Source organism: Acinetobacter tjernbergiae DSM 14971 = CIP 107465, from assembly GCF_000374425.1.
In the GTDB taxonomy this organism is placed as follows: domain Bacteria; phylum Pseudomonadota; class Gammaproteobacteria; order Pseudomonadales; family Moraxellaceae; genus Acinetobacter; species Acinetobacter tjernbergiae.
Window position 1 is genome coordinate 1 of sequence record NZ_KB894360.1, and the last position, 20,217, is coordinate 20,217.

The window sequence follows — 20,217 nt, forward strand, 5'->3', positions numbered from 1 at the left end:
TAAAGAATCAAGGTATTGATTTAATTACGTATCATCGAAAGAACATGCGGACTGCTCAACTCTGTACACAAGATGAATATCACTTAAAACAACGTAATAAGATAGAAACGTTATTTAGCTTATTGAAAGGACAATACAATTTAGTGACGAGTAAGGCACGTAGTATTCATGGATTTCTAAGTGGGATTTACGCATCGTTATGTGCATATCGATTAACCCAACGAAATAAGCCAAAAATTCAAATTATGGAATCAGTGGCTTAAACAGGATTCGGGTTATGTAATAAATATATCGCAACCAAAGATCAGCTGTAATATACAAACTTATTAAAAATCTCCTCTAACCTAACAGGAGCTGACAATTTCCTGTGATGCATAGTAAATAATTTTCTCAGATATAGCTAAGTTGATTTGTGGTTTAGAAACTCTACGCAATCTAGCCACTCTGGATAAGTTTCAAATAATTCTGGTCTATGAAAGTCTCTTGGCACAAGCAACACAAGCGATTACAGTGATCGTAACTCCAAACATGGCAAGACTCACTTGTTCTTGTAGGAAAACAGCAGCAATCATTAATCCAAATAGCGGTTGTAATAGTTGTAATTGCCCTACTGCCGCGATCCCCCCTTGTGCTAGACCTTTGTACCAAAAAAAGAAACCTATGAGCATACTAAATATAGAAACATAGGCTAATCCAAGTTTTGCAGAGACTGAAATTTGATCAAAATTCGCAGGCATATAAACATATGAAAGCGGAAGCATGACTGGTAAAGTTAAAATAAGCGCCCAACAAATGACTTGCCATCCGCCGAGATGCTTAGATAATTTTCCACCTTCAGCATAACCAAAACCACAAAGTGATATTGCAATTAGCATAAAAATATCACCATAGTTAAATAGCCAAGTTTCGGTTTGAATTAACATATAACCAAAAACTAACGAAGCACCCAAGATCGCAAATAACCAGAACAATAAATTTGGTCTTTCCTCACCACGCAACACACTAAAAAGTGCCGTTGATAAGGGTAATAAACCAACAAAAACAATCGTATGGGCAGCACTAACATATTGCAGTGCTAAAGCGGTGAATAGCGGAAATCCAACCACTACACCGATTGCGACATAAAATAATGGCAACCAATCTTTTCTTTCGGGTAATTTTTGTCGAGATAATAAAATGAGAACCAAACCTAATAGCCCTGCAATTGCAGCTCTTGCAGCAGTTAAAAAAGTAGGGCTAAAATCAATCACCGCCACTCGTGTTGCTGGCAAAGAACCCGCAAAAATTACAACACCAATCAGCCCATTTGCCCAACCACTGTTTAAAGGTTTCATTTATTTTCTCCAAATCTATCTGGAGAATCTAATCTGTGATATGGTACATAAACCATACACAGTACAGTACAATTTCAAATAACCGTACTGGTATAAATAACATTACAGTTAAGGTAAACAAATGAAAACAACCAAAATTGATTTTGTTATACAACACATTAATGCTCAAATTAAAACTCGTTCATTGCTGCCCGGTTCTCGACTCCCTTCTGTACGTGCTTTGGCTAGGCAACTAAACTTATCTATTTCCACCATTGTCGAAGCCTATGAACGGCTTGCAGCACAAGGTTTAATTGAAGCAAAAACAGGTTCAGGTTTTTTTATTGCGGGCCCTATTGCACCTTTATCCATCTCAGAAATTCATCCTAAAATTAATCGAAACATTGATCCTTTATGGATATCAAGACAAGGATTGGAAGCAAAATCCGATGTTTTAAAGCCTGGATGTGGTTGGTTACCTGCCGATTGGATGCCACATGAAAATATACGTAAAGCAATTCGAAAAATTTCCAAAGTCAACTCCAATATTTTGACCGATTACGCTACACCACTTGGTCTTCTAGCCTTGCGTGAGTTACTTTCTCGTAGAATTCTAAGCAAAGGTATTGAAACTATTCCCAATCAAATCTTGCTGACTGATTCTGGTACGCAAGCAATTGATCTCATCTGCCGCTATTTTTTAAAACCAAATGATGTCGTATTGGTGGATGACCCATGTTATTTTAACTTTCACGCTTTGCTTAAAGTCCATCAAGTTCAAATTATTGGCATCCCTTATACACAAAATGGACCTGATCTAGCCGCATTTTCTACTGCCATTCAAAATCATAACCCACGTTTATACATTACCAATTCAGGTATCCATAATCCAACAGGAGCCATATTAACAGCAGCAACAGCTTATCAAGTTCTTAAACTTGTTGAGCAATCTAATTTAATTGTGATTGAAGATGATATTTTTGCCGATTTAGAGTTACACACTGCCCCACGACTTGCTGCACTTGATGGTTTATCACGAGTGATTCATATTGGGAGTTTTTCTAAAACCCTATCGGGTTCAGTTCGAACAGGTTACATCGCAACAAAACATGAATGGATTGAAGACTTAACTGACATAAAAATTGCGACCAGTTTTGGTGGTAATCACTTATCTGCTGAAATTTTATTTTCAACATTAACGGATGGAAACTATCGTAAACATTTAGAAGAATTAAAAATTCGCCTAGCTAAAGCAATGGATTCAACCATAAAACAATTAGAGCAACTCAATATAAAACCTTGGCTTAAGCCCCAAGCAGGATTATTTCTATGGGGCGAATTACCTAAACATTTAGATACCGCTTCTATTGCTCAAACTTGTCTGGAAAATGGTGTGATTTTAGCACCAGGAAACTCATTCAGCCAAAGTCAAAATTTTAAGAATTTTATTCGGTTTAATGTCGCACAATGCATCAACCCTCAAGTTTTTGCCGTTCTATCTCATGCTATTCAACAAGAACAAGAACGGCAGAATTGATTAAATCATGCACTTTTTTGTTTTTGCTCAATGAATGCGAAGTAACCAATGCCTGCTGTTACACGAACATCTTTTACCTTAATCGGCTCATCACATTCGGAGCAAACAACTTTAGGACTCAGTTTATTACCACAAGTTTTATGGGTAAATTCAAGGGGTTTTCCAAGTCCCTTATCCATCCATTTATCAGCCCACTGTACCATAGTCAAAATAAGTGGATAAAGATCTAAACCTTTATCTGTGAGTTGATATTCAAACCGTTCTTGACGTTCCACATAAGGTACTTTAATTAAAATACCATGTTCAACCAATCGTTTTAAACGCTCTGAAAGTACATGACGTGTTAGCCCCAAGCTACGCTGAAAATCATCAAAACGGCGTATTCCCATAAAGGCGTTACGTAAAATTAGCATTGTCCAACGATCACCAAGTACAGAAAGTGTTCTCGCAACTGAACATGGCTGATCGCCAATTTCTTCCCATTTCATTATTATCACCTGATCATTTTTTAGAACTTAAAAAGGCATGTCTTCCATGCCTTGAACCGTTATGTTTAGAAACTAAACAATATAAAATATACACTAAACTACCTGATCAATAAGATGCAATATTGGCACTTGGCTAAATGTGACAAAAATAACTAATTTTACATAAATGCAATCAATAATTTAATTGTTAATAAAGATACCAGAAACTTCTTGTCCTGCATTTAGCGGAATATTCGCAGGAATACGAACTAAGCAGTTAGCTTGCATTAAATTACTCAACATATGCGATTGTTGCTTTGCTAGACTTTGTAACTTGAGCTGACCTTGCTCAAAATAAGCATGCATTCTTAAAAAACGTTCGCGTGCATCAGATTTAAGTTCATGCGTGAGTATGGCACTAAACCATTGCACCGCTTGACGTTGATTTTGCAAAGCATCCAACAAAACTTTGCCATAAATCTGCATCGACACATAAACAGCAGCAGGATTTCCCGGCAAACCAAGTAAATAACAGTGATGATCTTGTTCTGGTGATTGGTATGCTGCAAAGAATAATGGCTTACCCGGTTTTTGTTTCACTTTCCAGAAAACTTGCTCAAAACCAGTTTCAAAGGCACATGGGCGAACAAAGTCATAATCACCCACTGAAACACCGCCAGTCGTAATAATCACATCATATGTATACTTTAATAGCTCAAAGCATGCCGTGACCTGTGCTGCCTCATCTACAATATGTAGGATTTCAACATCTATGCCATAATCTTTGAACCATGCTTTTAACAAGGGTCCATTGGCATCGAATACTTTGCCTGCTTGCAAATCTTCTGGGCTTTCAGCAACCTCATCACCCGTAATCACAACTGCAACTTTGGGTTGTTGGAACACCTCTATACGTTGTACACCGGCCATACTTAAAGCAGCAAGCGCACCAATATTGATGCTCTGACCAACATCAGCAAGCTGTTGACCTTGTTGTACTTCTTCGCCTGTAAATCGAATATCAGCATGTGGCTTGATTTGTTCAAGCAATCGAATTTTGTCAGACTCAACCTGAACGATCTCTTGTCGAGCAACATGTGTGGTGCCTTCAGGAATTTTGCCACCCGTAAAAATACGAATCGCCTGCCCATCAGCCAATTGATAATCGAGTTCACTGCCTGCTTTGATCTCACCGATCACTTCAAAACAAACATCTTGAAGCTGTGTAAGTGAGCGCTTAATCGCATAACCATCTACCGCACTTTGAGAAAAGCTCGGTAGATTGACCTCAGAATAGATCGCTGTGGCTAGATAACGATTCAAACCTTGCGCTAAAGCCAAGACTTCAGTCTTCAATGCTTTGGGCTGAGTTCGAATGAGTTCGAGTGCCTCATCAATACTCATTAAGCCTTTTTCAGCACCACATCCTGACATTATTCATATCCTCCTGGATGAGGTAAGTCACGACACACATCAAAGATATGGACTAAAGCAGGCAAAAGAGCCGCCATTGATTCGCTCGCACCACCACGGCTACCCGGCAGTGTGACCACTAAGGAACGATCAATAAAACCAGCTACGCCACGAGACATCGCAGCATACGGTGTGCGTTTTTGACCAAAAGCACGTGCTGCTTCCATTAAACCATCGAGTTTTCGTTCAAGAAGTGGTTCAAGTGTATCTACTGTAATATCACGCTTACCAATGCCCGTACCCCCAACCGTCATGATACATGCATAAGATTTAGTTAACTCTAAAACCAAATCTTTCAACTGATCAGATTCATCTGGCAAAATTTGATAGTGAATTGGATCAAAACCAGCTTCAGTTAAAGTCTCAACCACGGACTTACCTGCGGTATCAGGTTTACGTCCTGCTGCAACGGTATCCGAGAGTACAATCACTGCCGCAGAAACAGGCTGACGTAAAGTCCGTTTGAAATGTGACTTACCGCCCTTTTTCTTGAGCAATTTACATTGGTCTAAGCACAATTCATCAGGTTCACAATGTGGCTTCAACATATCGTAAATGGTTAGACCTGCAAGACTTGCAGCTGTTAAGGCTTCCATTTCTACGCCCGTTGGCCCAATGGTCTCAACAGTCGTCAGGATCACAACATGATCATGCTGTAAATCATATTCAACATCAGCACGGTAAATCGGTAAAGGATGGCAAAGAGGAATCAGTTCATCTGTGCGTTTTGCTGCCAAAATACCTGCAATACGTGCAGTTTTTAAGGCATCACCTTTTTCGGTATTTCCATCACGGAGTAACTGAATACAATGTGGTGGTGCATACAAAATTGCTTGTGCTTCTGCAACACGATAACTTTCGGGTTTCATCCCAACATTTTTCATTTTAACTTCCTAAGACTTTATTCGTGTGTATGTTCATGTGCACAATGTTCGTGATGATGATGCTCATGTTTATGGACATGAATTTCAGTTTCGGCAGTATCCTTACGAATACAGCAACCTTCCACATATTGACTAGTACCATCCATAAAGAACTCTTCTTTCCAAATCGGTACTTCATGTTTTACACGCTCAACGGCTTCTTCACAGGCTTGAAAAGCTTCACGGCGGTGGGCAGCATACGCAATTGCAATAATTGCCGTTTCACTGACATCTAAATATCCAATCCGATGCATCACACGCACATAAGAGACTTGATACTTATCCTTAATTTGCTGTTCGATTTCACGAATCATTTTTTCAGCAACAGGCGTATACGAGGTGTATTTTAAAGCCTTCACCGCTTTGCCTTCATGATGATTGCGGACTGTACCAATAAAAATATCAATACCACCGCATTCAGGAAAAGATTGTATCGGATCAAAACAATCTAGGCTTAAAGCCTGATCTTGAACTCTCGCAAATTCACGCATACTTATCCTCCAGCGACAGGTGATAGCAGTACCAAAGTACATGAACAATTTAAGGGGCTTTGACGCGTCACAATGTCCTCACCAATGGCACAAGCACATTTTTCCATGGCTTTTGTTGCCTCTGGATACAGTGCCACAATATGTGTCAATACATCTGCGACCACTCGATCTTCTGCAAACTCAAAAGTAAGCCCTTTGGGTAACAATCTTTCTATAGCACCAAAAGCTTCTATTTTTATTTCAAGGGTTTGCATATCTTCTCCAGACCACTTTTCCAAAACTAACCACCCAGCATATGCATACTGATTTTACGTGCTTGCTGATGTTGTATTGCATGATAACCTTTAGCTTTATGCCAAATATACGGTTTAATGTGTTGTTCAAGCTGTTGAAATTCAAACTGTCCACATTCTGCTTTTTGTTTGACCACAGCGTGCAAATAAGGCTTTATATTCAAACCTTGTTGTGCAAATAGACAATTATATAATTCACCCTGTGCAGTGAGTCGAATTCGATCACAATCCCCACAAAATGAATGTGTTATCGTTGAAATAATACCAATACAATATTGCCCATCGAGCTGATACTGCCGCGCAGGCTCATGCTGTTGTTGTAAGACCTGAATTTGATAATGCGCTTTTAGCTGTGCCAAGATTTCAGCCTCACTGACAACCGCCTGATCTGTCCAATGTTGATCACCATCCAAAGGCATAAACTCAATGAAACGCAATGGGATCTGCTGTTGCTTAGCCCATTTCACCATCGGTACAATTTGGTCGTCATTTTGATCTTTCATCAACACACAATTAATTTTGAATGGAAGACTAACTTTTTGGGCTGCTTCGATGCCTTTTAAGACAGGCGCAAGATCTTTTTTAGTGAGCTTTTTGAACTGATCAGCATCTAGACTATCAAGGCTAATATTTAAATCATCCAAGCCTGCATGTTTAAGTTGTTCAGCATACTTTGCCAAATAATGTCCATTGGTGGTCATCGAAATCCGCTTTAATCCTATCGCACGTAGACTTTGCAAATCTCTAATAAAATGAACCACGCCCTGACGCATTAAAGGTTCTCCCCCCGTAATGCGAATATTTTCGATCCCTTGTTGAACCATATAACGGCAAAAAATCAACAAAGCTTCAAAACTAAGTAAATCTTGCTTTTTCATCCATTCAGGATGTTCAGGCATACAATACGTGCATTTGAAATTGCAACGATCTGTTACGGAAATCCGTAACTTACGTTTAATACGACCATACTGATCCTGCAAGATCGGGCTGTTCGTAGATATATCATGCTTCATCATTTGCACTCATATTGTGAAACTTCTCACTGCACTTAGCACAAGTTTTGTGCATCCTTGTTGAACTAATCTACAGTGAATTATTTTTACTACAGCAATATCTATTCCAATCTTCGACCATATTTGATTGCAATGTGAATTATTTATTCAAACAAGATATGATTTCAACCATTAAACTAGAATACCGTATAGCTCCCTTATTTTCACCAAAGAAACAATGCACCATTTTCAATCAATTTAATCAAAAATGATGCAATTCAGTGCATTTCTCAATTAAATCATTTAAGCATCCAAGCGTTCTAAACGCACAGGTACATACTTATGATATGGTGTCTTAGACAAAGGATCACAATGCTGAGTTGACGTTAATCGGTTTAATTCTGGACCAATCGGTTCACCACCACGATAACGCAAGCCATAACCATGTGGCAATGATACAACCCCCTTACGCATTCCTTCATCAAGCTCAACGACAACCAAAATTTTCCCATGCTCAGAAATACATTGTAAGGTCTGCCCCGTTTCCACAGCAAATTCAGATGCATCTTCTGGATTCATTCTTAAACGCCCTTCTGCATCAACTTTACGCCAAGCAGGATCACGATAAATTTGGTTGGCATTATAGCTACGGCGCTCACCAGCAAATAATATAAATGGATAATCATCTGTTGGTACTAAGGGTTGTTGTTTGAGTTGAGATAATTCAACAAACATTTCTGGAATCGCCAAACGGATTTTTTTATCTTTATATGCAATCAACTGCCATACATCCGCATATTCATGCTGCGATAACACCACACCTGAACGTTGTTGCAAGATTGCTTGAAATAATTTAACGCCTAGATTCAAACGATTGCCTTGGTATCCAGCTTGCTTAACTGCCTGATAATGCTGAGCGGCATATTGCATACATAATGGTAATAACAAGGCTGTCGCAGCCGCATCATTCGGCAAAGTCTTTCCTAATGTGCGATATACAATTGATGCAGCAAAAGGAATTAACTTTTTATTTTTAGCAAAACTGACACCAAGCGCACCGAAATAAGCAAGATAAGCAGTCTTAGCTGAATCTTTTTCTGCAATTTTACTCAAAATAGGAAATTGTTGAGGTATCACGTTCATTGCTTCAAGCAAGCGCGTATAAATTTCTGCTTCACTCAAGGTATTGCCCTGAGCTTTAAATAATGGGTGACGTAAATGGAAACCATTTTTAGGGAACTCTAAATTGAAACCCGTAAATTCCCATTTTTCAAACTGACTATGCGCAGGCAAAATATAATCAGCAAAACGAGCTGTCTCGGTCATTGCCACATCAACAACGACCAATAGATCCAATGATTTGAATGCTTGCTCATACGCAGCCGTGTCTGGATAGGTCAATAAAGGGTTACAACTATCCACAAAAACGGCACGAACTCGTTTTTCTCCAGCTTTGAGAATCTCATCGGGCAAAATATTAGGTGGAAAGAAGCCTGAAATTGGGAACATTTTATGATGAACAGTACGGCGATATTTAGGATTGCGCTCATCCGTATGAGTCAAAATCGGAATAAACATGGTATGTAAATTATTAGTGCCTTGCTGACCGAAGTGCCCTGCCAATAAATATAGAAGCTTCTCTAAATAACCATTTAAAGTTGTATTTAAAGTATGTTGAATACCCAAATCAATACGAACACAGCCCCGCTTTGCTTTAGCAAAGTCACGTACAATTTGATAGATTTGTTCAACCGAAACGTCTGCTTTTTGGATATATTCTTCTATAGGAATAGCGAGAAAAGCCTGCTTAACCTCATCAAAACCATGTGTATGCTTTTGGATAAACTGCTGATCATAGAGGTTCTCACGTAACATGATCGCAATCATTGCCGACATGAGATAAGCATCCGTTCCAGGTTTCAATTGCACATGAATATCCGCCTGTTTCGCAGTTTCCGTTACACGCGGATCAAAAACCACCATGGTACGATTTGGGTCTTTTTTGATGTGTTTTAGCGTATCTCGTGCATTGGGAATACCATGAGCTTGAAATGGGTTAGTTCCAATAAATAAGACATAATCAGCATACTCAACATCTTCTGTGGTATGACAGGCTTGACTACCAAACAAGCGCCCATTGACCCAAAAATCACCTGTTTTTTCTTGAGCCAGCGAGTTATAAGCATAAAAACTTTTCATGGCATACAGGAGCTGACGCCCATAGGCTGCGCCTAAATGATTACCCTGACCACCGCCACCTACCGAAGCAAATGCCGTTCCACCAAAAGTATCACGAATATGTACCAGTTGATCTGCAATTTCCTGAATGGCTTGCGCCCAACTGATTTCTTTAAATGAACCATCTGCTTGACGTTTTAACGGTGCAGTCAAACGATCTGCATGCTTTTGATAATGTTGCAAACGTGCTGCTTTTTGGCAAATATAACCTTGAGAAAATGGATGCTGATCATCCCCCTTAATTTTCTTGAATTGATTATCTTCAATTTCAACACTTAAGCCACAATTCCGTGAACATAAAATACAAGCTGTGACGTCATTTCGATTACTGAAAGAGATTTCTTGTTTACTCATTTTCTCTTACCCTTTTAGCGAGGTTCGTTTTACCAGCGGTCTATCGCTGAGGTTCAATCCGTTTAAATATGAATCAATTAATGTACTATTTTTCCACAAAGGCACGTTCAATCACATAATCACCAGGCGCATGGCTCGTACCTTCCACAAAACCTTTTTCTTTTAAAATTTCGACTAGATCCTTGAGCATACTCGGACTACCACAAATCATCACACGGTCTGTCTCAGGATTTAATTCTTTCAAATCAATATCTCTAAACATCTTTTTAGACCGAATCAAATCCGTCAATCGCCCCATTTGGTGAAATTCTTCTCGTGTCACGGTTGGATAATAAATTAACTGATTTTGTACCATCTCACCTAAATATTCATGTGATGGTAAACCTTGATCAATATAATCCTTATAGCCCAGCTCACTCACCCAACGCACACCATGCGTTAAAATAATCTTTTCAAAATGATCATAAAACTCAGGATCTCGAATAACACTCATAAAAGGTGCTAAGCCTGTCCCCGTTGAAAGTAAATATAGATTCTTACCTGGTTTTAGATGATCCAAGATCAATGATCCTGTCGGCTTTTTGCTCACTAACAACTGATCACCAATTTTCAGATGCTGCAAATGTGAAGTCAGTGGTCCATCAGGAACTTTAATACTATAAAATTCGAGGTGGTCTTCATAATTTGCACTCACCACAGAATAAGCACGCATTAGAGGTTTGCCCTCTATTTCTAAGCCAATCATCACAAATTGACCTGACTTGAACCGTAAACTATCAGATCTGCTCGTCTTGAAACTAAATAAAGTATCATTCCAATGATGAACACTCTGAACTGTTTCGACCTGAAATGCTGACATGTTCTAACTCCCCTAAATTCCACTTATTCGCTTAAGCGCCATTTCTGTCTAATTGGCTAATTTTGCCTTTAATTCCTTGCCATTGTTGATGGTCTGCTAAGGCATCTTGTTTGACTGTGATTCTTTTCCAATTTTCATTTGCTGCAAGTTCTGCATTTAATTCAATGAATTCTTTTTGATCCACAGGCACTTCATCTTCAGCACGAATTGCATCCACAGGACATTCAGGTTCACATAATGCACAGTCGATACATTCATCTGGATTAATCACTAAAAAATTAGGACCTTCATAAAAACAATCTACAGGACAAACAGAAACACAATCTGTGTGCTTACATTGGATACAATCTTCAAGTACAACAAAAGTCATCACATGCCCCCTCAATATAAATTAGTTCCTAATTAGAACTTATTTTTCAATTTTTGGATAGCACTACAAAATTTATTTTATGACTTATTATTCATTTTACTTTATTTACATCAGACAAAAAATGAACAAAATTCAAAGATACTATTGCTGATTTAAATATCAGTAGAACTGAGTTCTGATCAATGATACAAAAAACACGTCAATCAAAAAATGCGAGCGGTTAAATTTCAAATATAGAAAAACATAAAATATTTTTTATTAATCAAAAAATTAAAACACCATTATCAACATTAATATATTTCTAAAGAACTGCCTAATACTATTTACCTAAATAAAAGCAAAATTTGAAATAAGGTCAACGCTCAAAGTGAGTGAATCGCATCTTGATCTAAAATCAGTAGAAAATATGCTAGCGCATACAAAAACAAAATATTAATTCCAATTAAGAACTAAATTGTTACAAAATTTACGATGAAAACTATACATTCATACCCTTTTCAATTAATATTTTTATAATATTCATTCTATTTTGATACAGGATTTGTGAGTTACATGAAAATCTCTGATGTTGGCAATCAACCTTGTTCTGTTGCACGAACTTTATCAGTGATCGGTGATACTTGGTCAATGATGATTATTCGTAATGCGTTCTTAGGCATTCGTCGATTTGATGATTTTCATAAAAATCTTGGCGTAACTCGCCATGTTTTGACAGATCGACTGAATACATTGGTCAATGAAGGCATTTTGCATAAAGTACCTTATACCGAGACCCAAAAACGCTTTGAATATCGTTTAACAGAGAAAGGTTTAGCACTTTATCCAATTATTATGAGTATTGTTCACTGGGGGGATACTTTTATGGATAAAGGACTTGGCGCACCTCTCGATTATGTGCATGAAACTTGCGGACATGCATTCCATCCAGTCATGGTTTGTTCTGAATGTTCCGAACCGCTTTCGCCTAAGCAAGTGAATGTAAAGGTTGGAAAAGGCTTATATGCTTATCACTCTCAAACCAAAACAGTTTAATCGTTAAATCATTTATCTAAACGTAAATTAGAACTTGGTGTTTTAATTGGTAACAAACATCTGCCTAAAAGCTTTCATTTGTTTATATTGCTGCAATTCATCTAAAGAATTAATACTATGACAAAATAAGCTTTGTTTTTGGAATGCAGCACTTTGTGCGTACAATTGCTTAAAACACTCACGCAAACTCAATTTATCTGCCTGTATTTGCTGTTGTAAAATAGGCAAACTTTCCCGCTTCAACAAACAAAATGGATATAGCGCATCTCCATTAATGGCAACATAGGCAACTTGTGCTTGTGGGTTCTTTTGTAGCGCACGATGCAACTTCGCCAATACCTGATTTGGAATATAGGTCACATCACAAGGGATAAACAAAGCATAATCCGATTGTAAATATGACCAAGCACTTTTCATTCCCATTAATGGTCCTAAAAAGCCTGTTTGCTCATCTGAATAACACTGAATATCTGGTTCAATTTGTTTATAGATCGAGCTATCACGATGACTATTTACCCAAATATTTTGCACTTCTGGTTTAAATCTTTGGCAAATTTTAGAAAGTTGAATTTGATCATCAAACTGCTGTAATAGCTTATTCATGCCGTTCATGCGGCGTGCTTGACCTCCCGCCAAGATCACAAGATCTGTAGCGGGAATTTCTATATTCATGCTTCTGCCTCCAACTGACACGTTTTAATCAGACCACGAATTTCTGGTAAACAAGAACCACAATTCCCACCTGCTTTTAAACATGCAGTCACTTGTTTTTCATGGGTAATATTTTGCGTTTTAATCGCTTCAATAATTTTGTTCTTGCCGACTTTAAAACAGCTACACACCAATGGGCCATCGTTATTTGCAGCAGCCATCGGCATACCTGCCAACAATGCTTTACGGTGCAAGGCACTTAAGCGTTCACGCTTAAATAAAGTTGCAACCCAATCACGGTCTGGTAACAAATCAGCAGGCGCAATGTATAGGCTTGCAATCAAAATTCCATCTTTGAGTACAATACTATGGCTCAATTGTGATGAAATATCTTCAATACTTAACCATTCATAAGTTTCATCGACAAACGGTAAAAAGCTTTTTAGATTTTTCTGAGTTTGGTCAATACTATGTCGATCTGCAATCTCATAACGCATTGCCTTAGCCGTTTTAATCTTTGTCCACCAAGCACATGTTTGTAAAGATGTTTTGATTTGATATTCAAAACCCTCTCGAACATATAAAACACCTTGCCAAGTGGTATGGAACGGTTGAATCGAAACTGGTGTATGCTTAAATTCAGGCTCACCCGAAATTGCATCCACAACAGGATTCACGACTTTACCAATTCGCGCATCCGAAGCAACCTGTTCAGTCCAATGAATTGGTGCAAAAATTTGTCCACGACGAACGCCTTGAGCAAGTGTTACGCGTAATACACAACTTCCCCATGCTGAACGGATTTCAACCAATCCTTTATCACGAATACCAAATTTGAGCGCATCGTTCGGATGAATCTCACAGAATGGTTCAGCGCGATGTGTCGTAAGATTTGCTGATAGACCTGTACGTGTCATCGTATGCCATTGATCACGAATACGACCTGTATTCAGAATCAAAGGATAATCTTCAGAAATCGCATGCACTGGATCAATTGCAATCGTTGGAATCAGTTTTGCTTTTCGAGAAGCATAGCTAAACTCACCCTGACCAAAAAGCTGCTTAACCGATGTGGTTTGACCTTTTTCCCACACAGGCCATTGTGTTGGTTTTAACTCGTTATATTCTTCAAGACTCAAATTCATTAAACCTTTTAGATTGAAATAACGAAAGTTCTCAACCTGACCACGCTCAGCTAAACTCGCATTTTGATAAGCTGATAATGCAGCATGCTCATTAAAAATGTCACATGCACTATTAAACTCAAAACCAGAAAAACCAAGTTTTTTTGCAACTTCAGCAATTGCCCACCAATCGGCTTTAGCTTGTTTTGGTGGTGCTAAAAATGCACGTTGGCGTGAAATTCGGCGTTCTGAATTGGTTACAGTTCCATCCTTTTCGCCCCAACCTAATGCGGGTAGCAAAACATCGGCATAAGCTGTCGTATCTGTATCCACACAAATATCTGAAACGACGACAAACTCACATTTCTCTAAAGCACGTTTGACTTGATCAGCATCAGGAAGGCTGACGACAGGATTGGTTGCCATAATCCAAATCGCTTTAATTTTTCCACTTTCAACTGCTTGGAATAAATCAACCGCTTTAAGACCCGCTTTTGTTGCAATAGCTGGACTATTCCAAAAACTTTGCACCAAATTTTGATGTGTTGGGTTATCAATATCCAAGTGTGCTGCCAACATATTCGCCAGTCCACCCACTTCACGTCCACCCATTGCATTGGGTTGTCCTGTCATTGAAAATGGTGCAGCGCCTAACTTACCAATTTTACCTGTAAGTAAATGACAGTTAATAATACTATTGGCTTTATTCACCCCTTGAGATGATTGGTTTACACCCATCGAGAATAAAGTAACAACTTTTTCAGTAGTCGCAAATTTATCAAAGAATAATTGTAATTTTTCTGCTGAAATGCCTGTACGTTTTACGACAGCTTTAAAATCTTGTTCAGTTCGATTCGCTTCTAAAAGTGCTTGCAAACCTTCTGTATAAGACTCGACAAACTCATGATCCGCATAACCATGTTGATACAAATATTGTAATAATCCTTTGAACAAGGCGACATCTTGACCAGGTAAAATTGGTAAATGTAAATCTGCTTGCTCACACGTACTGGTAAAGCGTGGGTCAACGACCACGACAAATAAATCTGGGTTTTGACTCTTGGCTTGCATGATGCGTTGGTATAAAACTGGATGACACCATGCAGTATTCGAACCAACCAATACAACCATATCCGCATGTTCAAAGTCTTCATAACTTGCAGGAACAATATCTTCACCGAAGCTACGTTTATGCGCTGCAACGGCAGACGACATACATAAGCGTGAATTGGTATCAATATTTGCTGTGCCTAGATAACCTTTAACGAATTTATTGACCACATAATAATCTTCAGTCAACAATTGTCCTGAAACATAGAATGCAACACTCTCTGGCCCATATTGATCAATACATGATTGAAATTGATCTGCAATTTTCTCAATTGCAACGTCCCATGTCGTTACGCTACGATGATTTTTACGTCCCAGCATTGGGTTTAAAACACGTGTATCTAAACCTAAAGTATCCGCTAAATTACTGCCCTTAATACAAAGTCGTCCAAAATTTGCTGGATGTTCAGTATCCCCTGCAACTTGAACTGCTACACCTTGTGTTTTGTGTTGAACTTCAACATTAACGCCACATCCAACTCCACAATATGGACAAGTTGTTTTTGTAATAATTGTTTGTGCATGATCGGAGCGACTGTGTTCTAAATTTTGAATACTGTTCATGACTGCCCCTTGTTACCTATTTCATCTATGCCCTGACCAAAGTTTAACCCTAACGATGCTATATGATGACCATTGATCAACAGCATACGACTCTAATTTTAAACCTTGATCTTTATTGTGAACCGCTGTTCTACTTTATCAAAGTAGTAAAATATTCAGTGTATTGCTACATTTCTTTCATGTTTGGGTCTAGGAAAAATTTCCCCTAAACCCAAATACAATTAACCTGCTTTCTTCATTGCAAAATCTTTACCAAATAACAATTTATTTCTAAATGTTGATACTGGTGTTTGATCAGCAATAAGTTCCGCATACCACATACCATCTTCAGTATCACCAAATAAAACTGCACCAATAACTTTATCTTTTTGGATAATAATGCGTTTATAAATTTGGCGTTTTTCATCATTTAAGATGATGTCTTCATAATCTTCTTTAGGCTCGAAATTACCCGCAGAGAATACATCAACACCACTGACTTTTAACTGAGTTGGAACAGTCGGTGATTTAAAAGTCAAGCTACCATGTTCAGCCAAATGCGTTGCACAGATAAATGCTTGTCCCCATAGTGGTTCAACCAAACCAAAAGTTTGACTACGGTGTTCGATACATTCGCCCACAGCATAAATACTTGGGTCAAAGGTTTGCATCGTATCATTGACCAAGATACCGCGATTACAGCGTAAGCCTGCACTTTGCGCCAAAGTAATATTTGGACGAATACCCACCGCAAAGATCACCAAATCAGCATCAAGCACAGTACCATCTTTTAAACGGACTTGGTTCACATGACCATCTTTACCAATCAAAGCTTCGGTATTTGCTTCAGTAATAATATTGATACCTTTCTCTTCAATACTATTGCGTAACATACGGCTTGCACGACCATCAAGCTGACGCTCCATGATACGATCCATCAAATGAAGAACCGTGACATTCATGCCACGTTGCTTAAGACCATAAGCAGCCTCTAAACCAAGCAAACCGCCACCAATCACAACGGCATTCTTCTTCGTTTCACAATATTTAATCATGGTATTCACATCATAAATATCGCGGAAACTAATCACACCTTTCAAGCCCACGCCTTGAACTGGTGGAATAAATGGTTTAGAACCTGTTGCAATGATTAAACGATCATAATCAACACTTTCGCCTTTTTCGGTATGCACCACTTTGCGAGTACGGTCAATTTTTACCGCAGGATCATCTGCAATAAATTTGATCCCTTTATCGCTATACCATGCGTGCGGGTGCAACATAATGTCATCAATCGTTTTCTCACCTGAAAGCACTGGTGACAACATAATACGGTTGTAGTTACCCCAAGGCTCTTCACCAATCACCGTCACTTCGTAACGGTCTGGCGCCATATCAAGCAAGTCTTCCAAACAACGCATACCAGCCAAACCATTACCAATCAAGACAAGTTTCAACTTATCTTGTGAAACACCATTATTGGTAATGTAAGTTTTTTGAGCAACCGAACCAACCCAAACACGGCCATCTGCGATTTTAGTTGGGTAAACAAGAAGTTTTTGATCTTTATCTTCTAAACAACGACCAGTCGCTAAACTAAAATGCTGTTTATAAATTGGTGATGCGACGACACGCTCGCCTTGTAAGTCACCAATAATGCCACGACACATGACATTTGCTTGGCTAAACGGATCTTTATTGCTTAACGCATAAATACGCTTTTCATGACCCACACGAAACAATGCAATGGATTGACCATCAACTAATGCACCTACACCTGTGTTTGGTGTGATGTCATCTAAATTACATACATCAACCCATTGATTTTCTGGAAGCATATTCACATCTTTTAAATTTGTCATTTTTCTCTCCTTATGCTTCAACCATTGGGATACGATCTTCTGAACGTTCTGCATCGTTCAAAGGACGGATTTGATCACGTACTTGAGTAAATTGAATGTACGGATCAGCTTGTTCGTCAGCACTTGCGTTGATATAAGTTTGGAAACGTTTACGGATTTCTGGATTTTCTACCGCAGTACGCCATTCATCTTGGTATGTACCAATGACATGTGTCATACGACGTTCAAGTTCTTCAGCAAGACCAAGAGAATCATCAACAATCACTGATTTCAGATAATCTAAACCGCCTTCCATGTTGTCACGCCATACGCTAGTACGTTGTAAACGGTCAGCTGTTTGGATGTAGAACATAAAGAATCGGTCAATATAACGAATCAATGTTTGTGTATCTAAGTCAGATGCAAGTAGCTCAGCATGACGAGGTTTCATCCCACCATTACCACAAACATATAAGTTCCAACCTTTCTCTGTCGCGATAACACCAACGTCTTTACCTTGTGCTTCAGCACACTCACGCGTACAACCTGAAACTGCCATTTTAAGTTTATGTGGTGAACGTAAACCTTTATAACGGTTTTCAAGCACAATCGATAAGCCAACCGAATCATCAACACCATAACGACACCACGTGCTACCGACACATGATTTCACTGTACGTAATGATTTACCGTAAGCATGACCCGATTCAAAACCAGCCGCATTCAACTCTTCCCAAATGAATGGAAGTTCGTGGATTTGCGCACCAAACAAGTCAACACGTTGACCGCCTGTGATTTTAGTATACAGATTATATTTTTTGGCAATTTGACCAACAGCAATCAAACCATCTGGTGTAACTTCACCGCCTGCCATACGAGGTACAACTGAGTAAGAACCATCTTTTTGAATGTTACCCAAGTAGTAATCGTTACTATCTTGTAAACCTGCATGACTTGGTTCAAGAACGAAATCATTCCAACAAGATGCCAAGATATTTGCAGCAGTCGGCTTACAAATATCACAACCTAAACCATGACCATGTTGATGAATCAAATCATCAAATGTTTTGATTTCATTGACACGTACCAAGTGATACAACTCTTGGCGTGAGTACGGGAAGTGTTCACAAAGATGGTTATTCACCGTAACACCTTGACGTTGTAACTCTGACTTTAAGACTTGAGTTACAAGTGGTGCACAACCACCACAAGCAGTTGCAGCTTTTGTACATTTTTTCAATGCGCCAAGTGAAGTTGAACCATCACAGATTGCTTGGCAAATATCCGCTTTAGACACGTTATTACATGAACAGATGGTTGCACTATCAGGTAGTAAATCAACACCGCTACCGCCTGCTTTTGCACCTGAATCTGCAAAACCTGGCATGATCAAGCTTTCAGGCACTTCAGGTAATGCGATACCATTCAACATCATTTGTAGAAGGTCGCTATACTCTTTCGCATCACCAACAAGAACTGCACCCAGTAATTTGGTTTTATCTGCATCAACAACAATTTTCTTATAAACCAATGCATCTTCGTCAGCATAGAAATAGCTGAGAGAGTTTGGTGTCATACCATGTGCATCACCAACTGATGCAACATCCACGCCCATAAGTTTGAGTTTAGTACTCATATCTGCACCAGCAAAACTATGAGTTTCTTCAACCAAAATATGTTTCGCCGCAATACGTGCCATGTCATAGCCTGGAGCAACTAGACCATAGATCTTATTGTCCCAAAGCGCACATTCACCAATTGCATAAATATCTTCATTTGACGTTTGGCAATAATCATTGATTTTAATACCACCACGCTCACCAAGTGCTAAACCACTTGTACGTGCAAGCTCATCACGTGGACGAATACCCGCTGAGAATAAGATAATATCTGTTTCAAGCTCGCTACCATCCGCAAACTTCATTACATGCGTTGCACTTTCACCCGCTTCAATAGATGAAGTTGCTTTTTGAGTATGTACTTTTACACCAAGGTTTTCGATTTTACGGCGTAAAACTTTACCACCCAAGTCATCAATTTGAACTGCCATTAAGCGTGGTGCAAATTCAACAACATGTGTTTCTAGGTTTAAATCACGTAAAGCTTTTGCAGCTTCTAGGCCTAATAAACCACCACCAATCACCACACCCGATTTTGAATTTAAGCTTGCTGCTCGAATCGCATCTAAATCTTCAATGGTACGATAAACAAAACAGTTCTCACGATCATTACCTGAAATTGGTGGAACAAAGGCATATGAACCTGTTGCCAATACCAGTTTGTCGTAACTAATCACATCACCAAAGCTTGTTGTCACCGTTTTTTCTGCGGTATCAATTGCGATTGCTTTGGTATTCAGTCTTAAATCGATACCATACGCATCTGCAAAGTCAAAACGAGCAAGTGATAAGTCTTTTGCTGTTTTTCCTGAGAAGTATTCAGTCAAATGTACACGATCGTATGCAATGCGTGGTTCTTCAGCAAGAATCGTAATTTCTAATTCATCATCAGCTTTCTCTAAGATGGCTTCGATGAATTTATGACCCACCATACCGTGACCAATCATCACTAATTTCATTGTGTTTCTCCTAAAATCTAATCTGGGA

The 20,217-nt window shown here is 38.8% G+C and carries 17 protein-coding genes; 3 read left to right on the top strand and 14 right to left on the bottom strand.

From position 1 onward, the window contains the following. Nucleotides 1–263, top strand: a 263-nt coding sequence (locus tag C502_RS18125; RefSeq protein ID WP_018678164.1) for a transposase, incomplete at its 5' end; no start/stop codon positions are given. 207 nt (nucleotides 264–470) lie between these two features. Here C502_RS18125 and C502_RS0107235 read toward each other — a convergent pair. Beyond that, on the bottom strand, nucleotides 471–1,334 hold the full coding sequence (locus C502_RS0107235) for a DMT family transporter (protein WP_018678165.1): 864 nt from the start codon (nucleotides 1,332–1,334) through the stop codon (nucleotides 471–473). Between the two features lie 121 nt (nucleotides 1,335–1,455). On the opposite strand from C502_RS0107235, the gene C502_RS0107240 reads away from it, so the two are divergent. Further along, nucleotides 1,456–2,850 carry an aminotransferase-like domain-containing protein gene (locus tag C502_RS0107240; RefSeq protein WP_018678166.1) on the top strand — a complete coding sequence of 465 codons (1,395 nt, stop codon included), beginning with the start codon at nucleotides 1,456–1,458 and terminating at the stop codon, nucleotides 2,848–2,850. 5 nt (nucleotides 2,851–2,855) lie between these two features. On the opposite strand, the gene C502_RS0107245 is transcribed toward C502_RS0107240, so the two are convergent. The 9 genes from C502_RS0107245 to fdxA form a co-directional block, all read right to left on the bottom strand. Beyond that, nucleotides 2,856–3,338 carry a winged helix-turn-helix transcriptional regulator gene (locus C502_RS0107245; protein WP_018678167.1) on the bottom strand — a complete coding sequence of 161 codons (483 nt, stop codon included), beginning with the start codon at nucleotides 3,336–3,338 and terminating at the stop codon, nucleotides 2,856–2,858. A gap of 180 nt (nucleotides 3,339–3,518) precedes the next feature. After that, nucleotides 3,519–4,751, bottom strand: coding sequence for a molybdopterin molybdotransferase MoeA (locus C502_RS0107250; protein WP_018678168.1), 1,233 nt, complete (start codon nucleotides 4,749–4,751; stop codon nucleotides 3,519–3,521). Beyond that, nucleotides 4,751–5,674 (bottom strand): bifunctional molybdenum cofactor biosynthesis protein MoaC/MoaB, encoded by a 924-nt coding sequence (gene moaCB / locus C502_RS0107255; RefSeq protein ID WP_018678169.1) that lies wholly within the window; start codon nucleotides 5,672–5,674, stop codon nucleotides 4,751–4,753. Before moaCB ends, C502_RS0107250 begins: the two co-directional genes overlap by 1 nt. Nucleotides 5,675–5,691: 17 nt before the next feature. Then, on the bottom strand, nucleotides 5,692–6,204 hold the full coding sequence (locus C502_RS0107260) for a molybdenum cofactor biosynthesis protein MoaE (RefSeq protein ID WP_018678170.1): 513 nt from the start codon (nucleotides 6,202–6,204) through the stop codon (nucleotides 5,692–5,694). Nucleotides 6,205–6,206: 2 nt separating this feature from the next. After that, complete coding sequence (locus tag C502_RS0107265; RefSeq protein ID WP_018678171.1) at nucleotides 6,207–6,458, bottom strand: MoaD/ThiS family protein; 252 nt, start codon at nucleotides 6,456–6,458, stop codon at nucleotides 6,207–6,209. 26 nt (nucleotides 6,459–6,484) lie between these two features. Beyond that, nucleotides 6,485–7,519 (bottom strand): GTP 3',8-cyclase MoaA, encoded by a 1,035-nt coding sequence (moaA, locus tag C502_RS0107270; RefSeq protein WP_409360631.1) that lies wholly within the window; start codon nucleotides 7,517–7,519, stop codon nucleotides 6,485–6,487. A gap of 273 nt (nucleotides 7,520–7,792) precedes the next feature. Further along, nucleotides 7,793–10,081 (bottom strand): molybdopterin-dependent oxidoreductase, encoded by a 2,289-nt coding sequence (locus C502_RS0107275; protein ID WP_018678173.1) that lies wholly within the window; start codon nucleotides 10,079–10,081, stop codon nucleotides 7,793–7,795. A gap of 85 nt (nucleotides 10,082–10,166) precedes the next feature. After that, nucleotides 10,167–10,940: a ferredoxin--NADP reductase gene (locus C502_RS0107280; RefSeq protein WP_018678174.1), complete on the bottom strand. Its 774-nt coding sequence runs from the start codon at nucleotides 10,938–10,940 to the stop codon at nucleotides 10,167–10,169. Between the two features lie 31 nt (nucleotides 10,941–10,971). Beyond that, nucleotides 10,972–11,310, bottom strand: a complete 339-nt coding sequence (fdxA, locus tag C502_RS0107285; protein WP_018678175.1) for a ferredoxin FdxA — start codon at nucleotides 11,308–11,310, stop codon at nucleotides 10,972–10,974. A gap of 552 nt (nucleotides 11,311–11,862) precedes the next feature. Between fdxA and C502_RS0107290 the strand changes: the two genes are divergently transcribed. After that, nucleotides 11,863–12,342 (top strand): winged helix-turn-helix transcriptional regulator, encoded by a 480-nt coding sequence (locus C502_RS0107290; RefSeq protein ID WP_018678176.1) that lies wholly within the window; start codon nucleotides 11,863–11,865, stop codon nucleotides 12,340–12,342. A 42-nt stretch (nucleotides 12,343–12,384) separates the two neighbouring features. Here C502_RS0107290 and C502_RS0107295 read toward each other — a convergent pair whose 3' ends face one another. The 4 genes from C502_RS0107295 to nirB all read right to left on the bottom strand — a co-directional run bounded on the left by C502_RS0107295 (nucleotide 12,385) and on the right by nirB (nucleotide 20,189). Next, nucleotides 12,385–13,014 carry an NTP transferase domain-containing protein gene (locus C502_RS0107295; protein ID WP_018678177.1) on the bottom strand — a complete coding sequence of 210 codons (630 nt, stop codon included), beginning with the start codon at nucleotides 13,012–13,014 and terminating at the stop codon, nucleotides 12,385–12,387. Next, on the bottom strand, nucleotides 13,011–15,791 hold the full coding sequence (locus C502_RS0107300) for a nitrate reductase (protein ID WP_018678178.1): 2,781 nt from the start codon (nucleotides 15,789–15,791) through the stop codon (nucleotides 13,011–13,013). Before C502_RS0107300 ends, C502_RS0107295 begins: the two co-directional genes overlap by 4 nt. Nucleotides 15,792–16,012: 221 nt before the next feature. Then, nucleotides 16,013–17,632, bottom strand: coding sequence for a nitrite reductase small subunit NirD (gene nirD / locus C502_RS0107305; protein WP_018678179.1), 1,620 nt, complete (start codon nucleotides 17,630–17,632; stop codon nucleotides 16,013–16,015). A gap of 10 nt (nucleotides 17,633–17,642) precedes the next feature. Next, nucleotides 17,643–20,189: a nitrite reductase large subunit NirB gene (gene nirB / locus C502_RS0107310; protein ID WP_018678180.1), complete on the bottom strand. Its 2,547-nt coding sequence runs from the start codon at nucleotides 20,187–20,189 to the stop codon at nucleotides 17,643–17,645. Nucleotides 20,190–20,217: the final 28 nt, after the last annotated feature.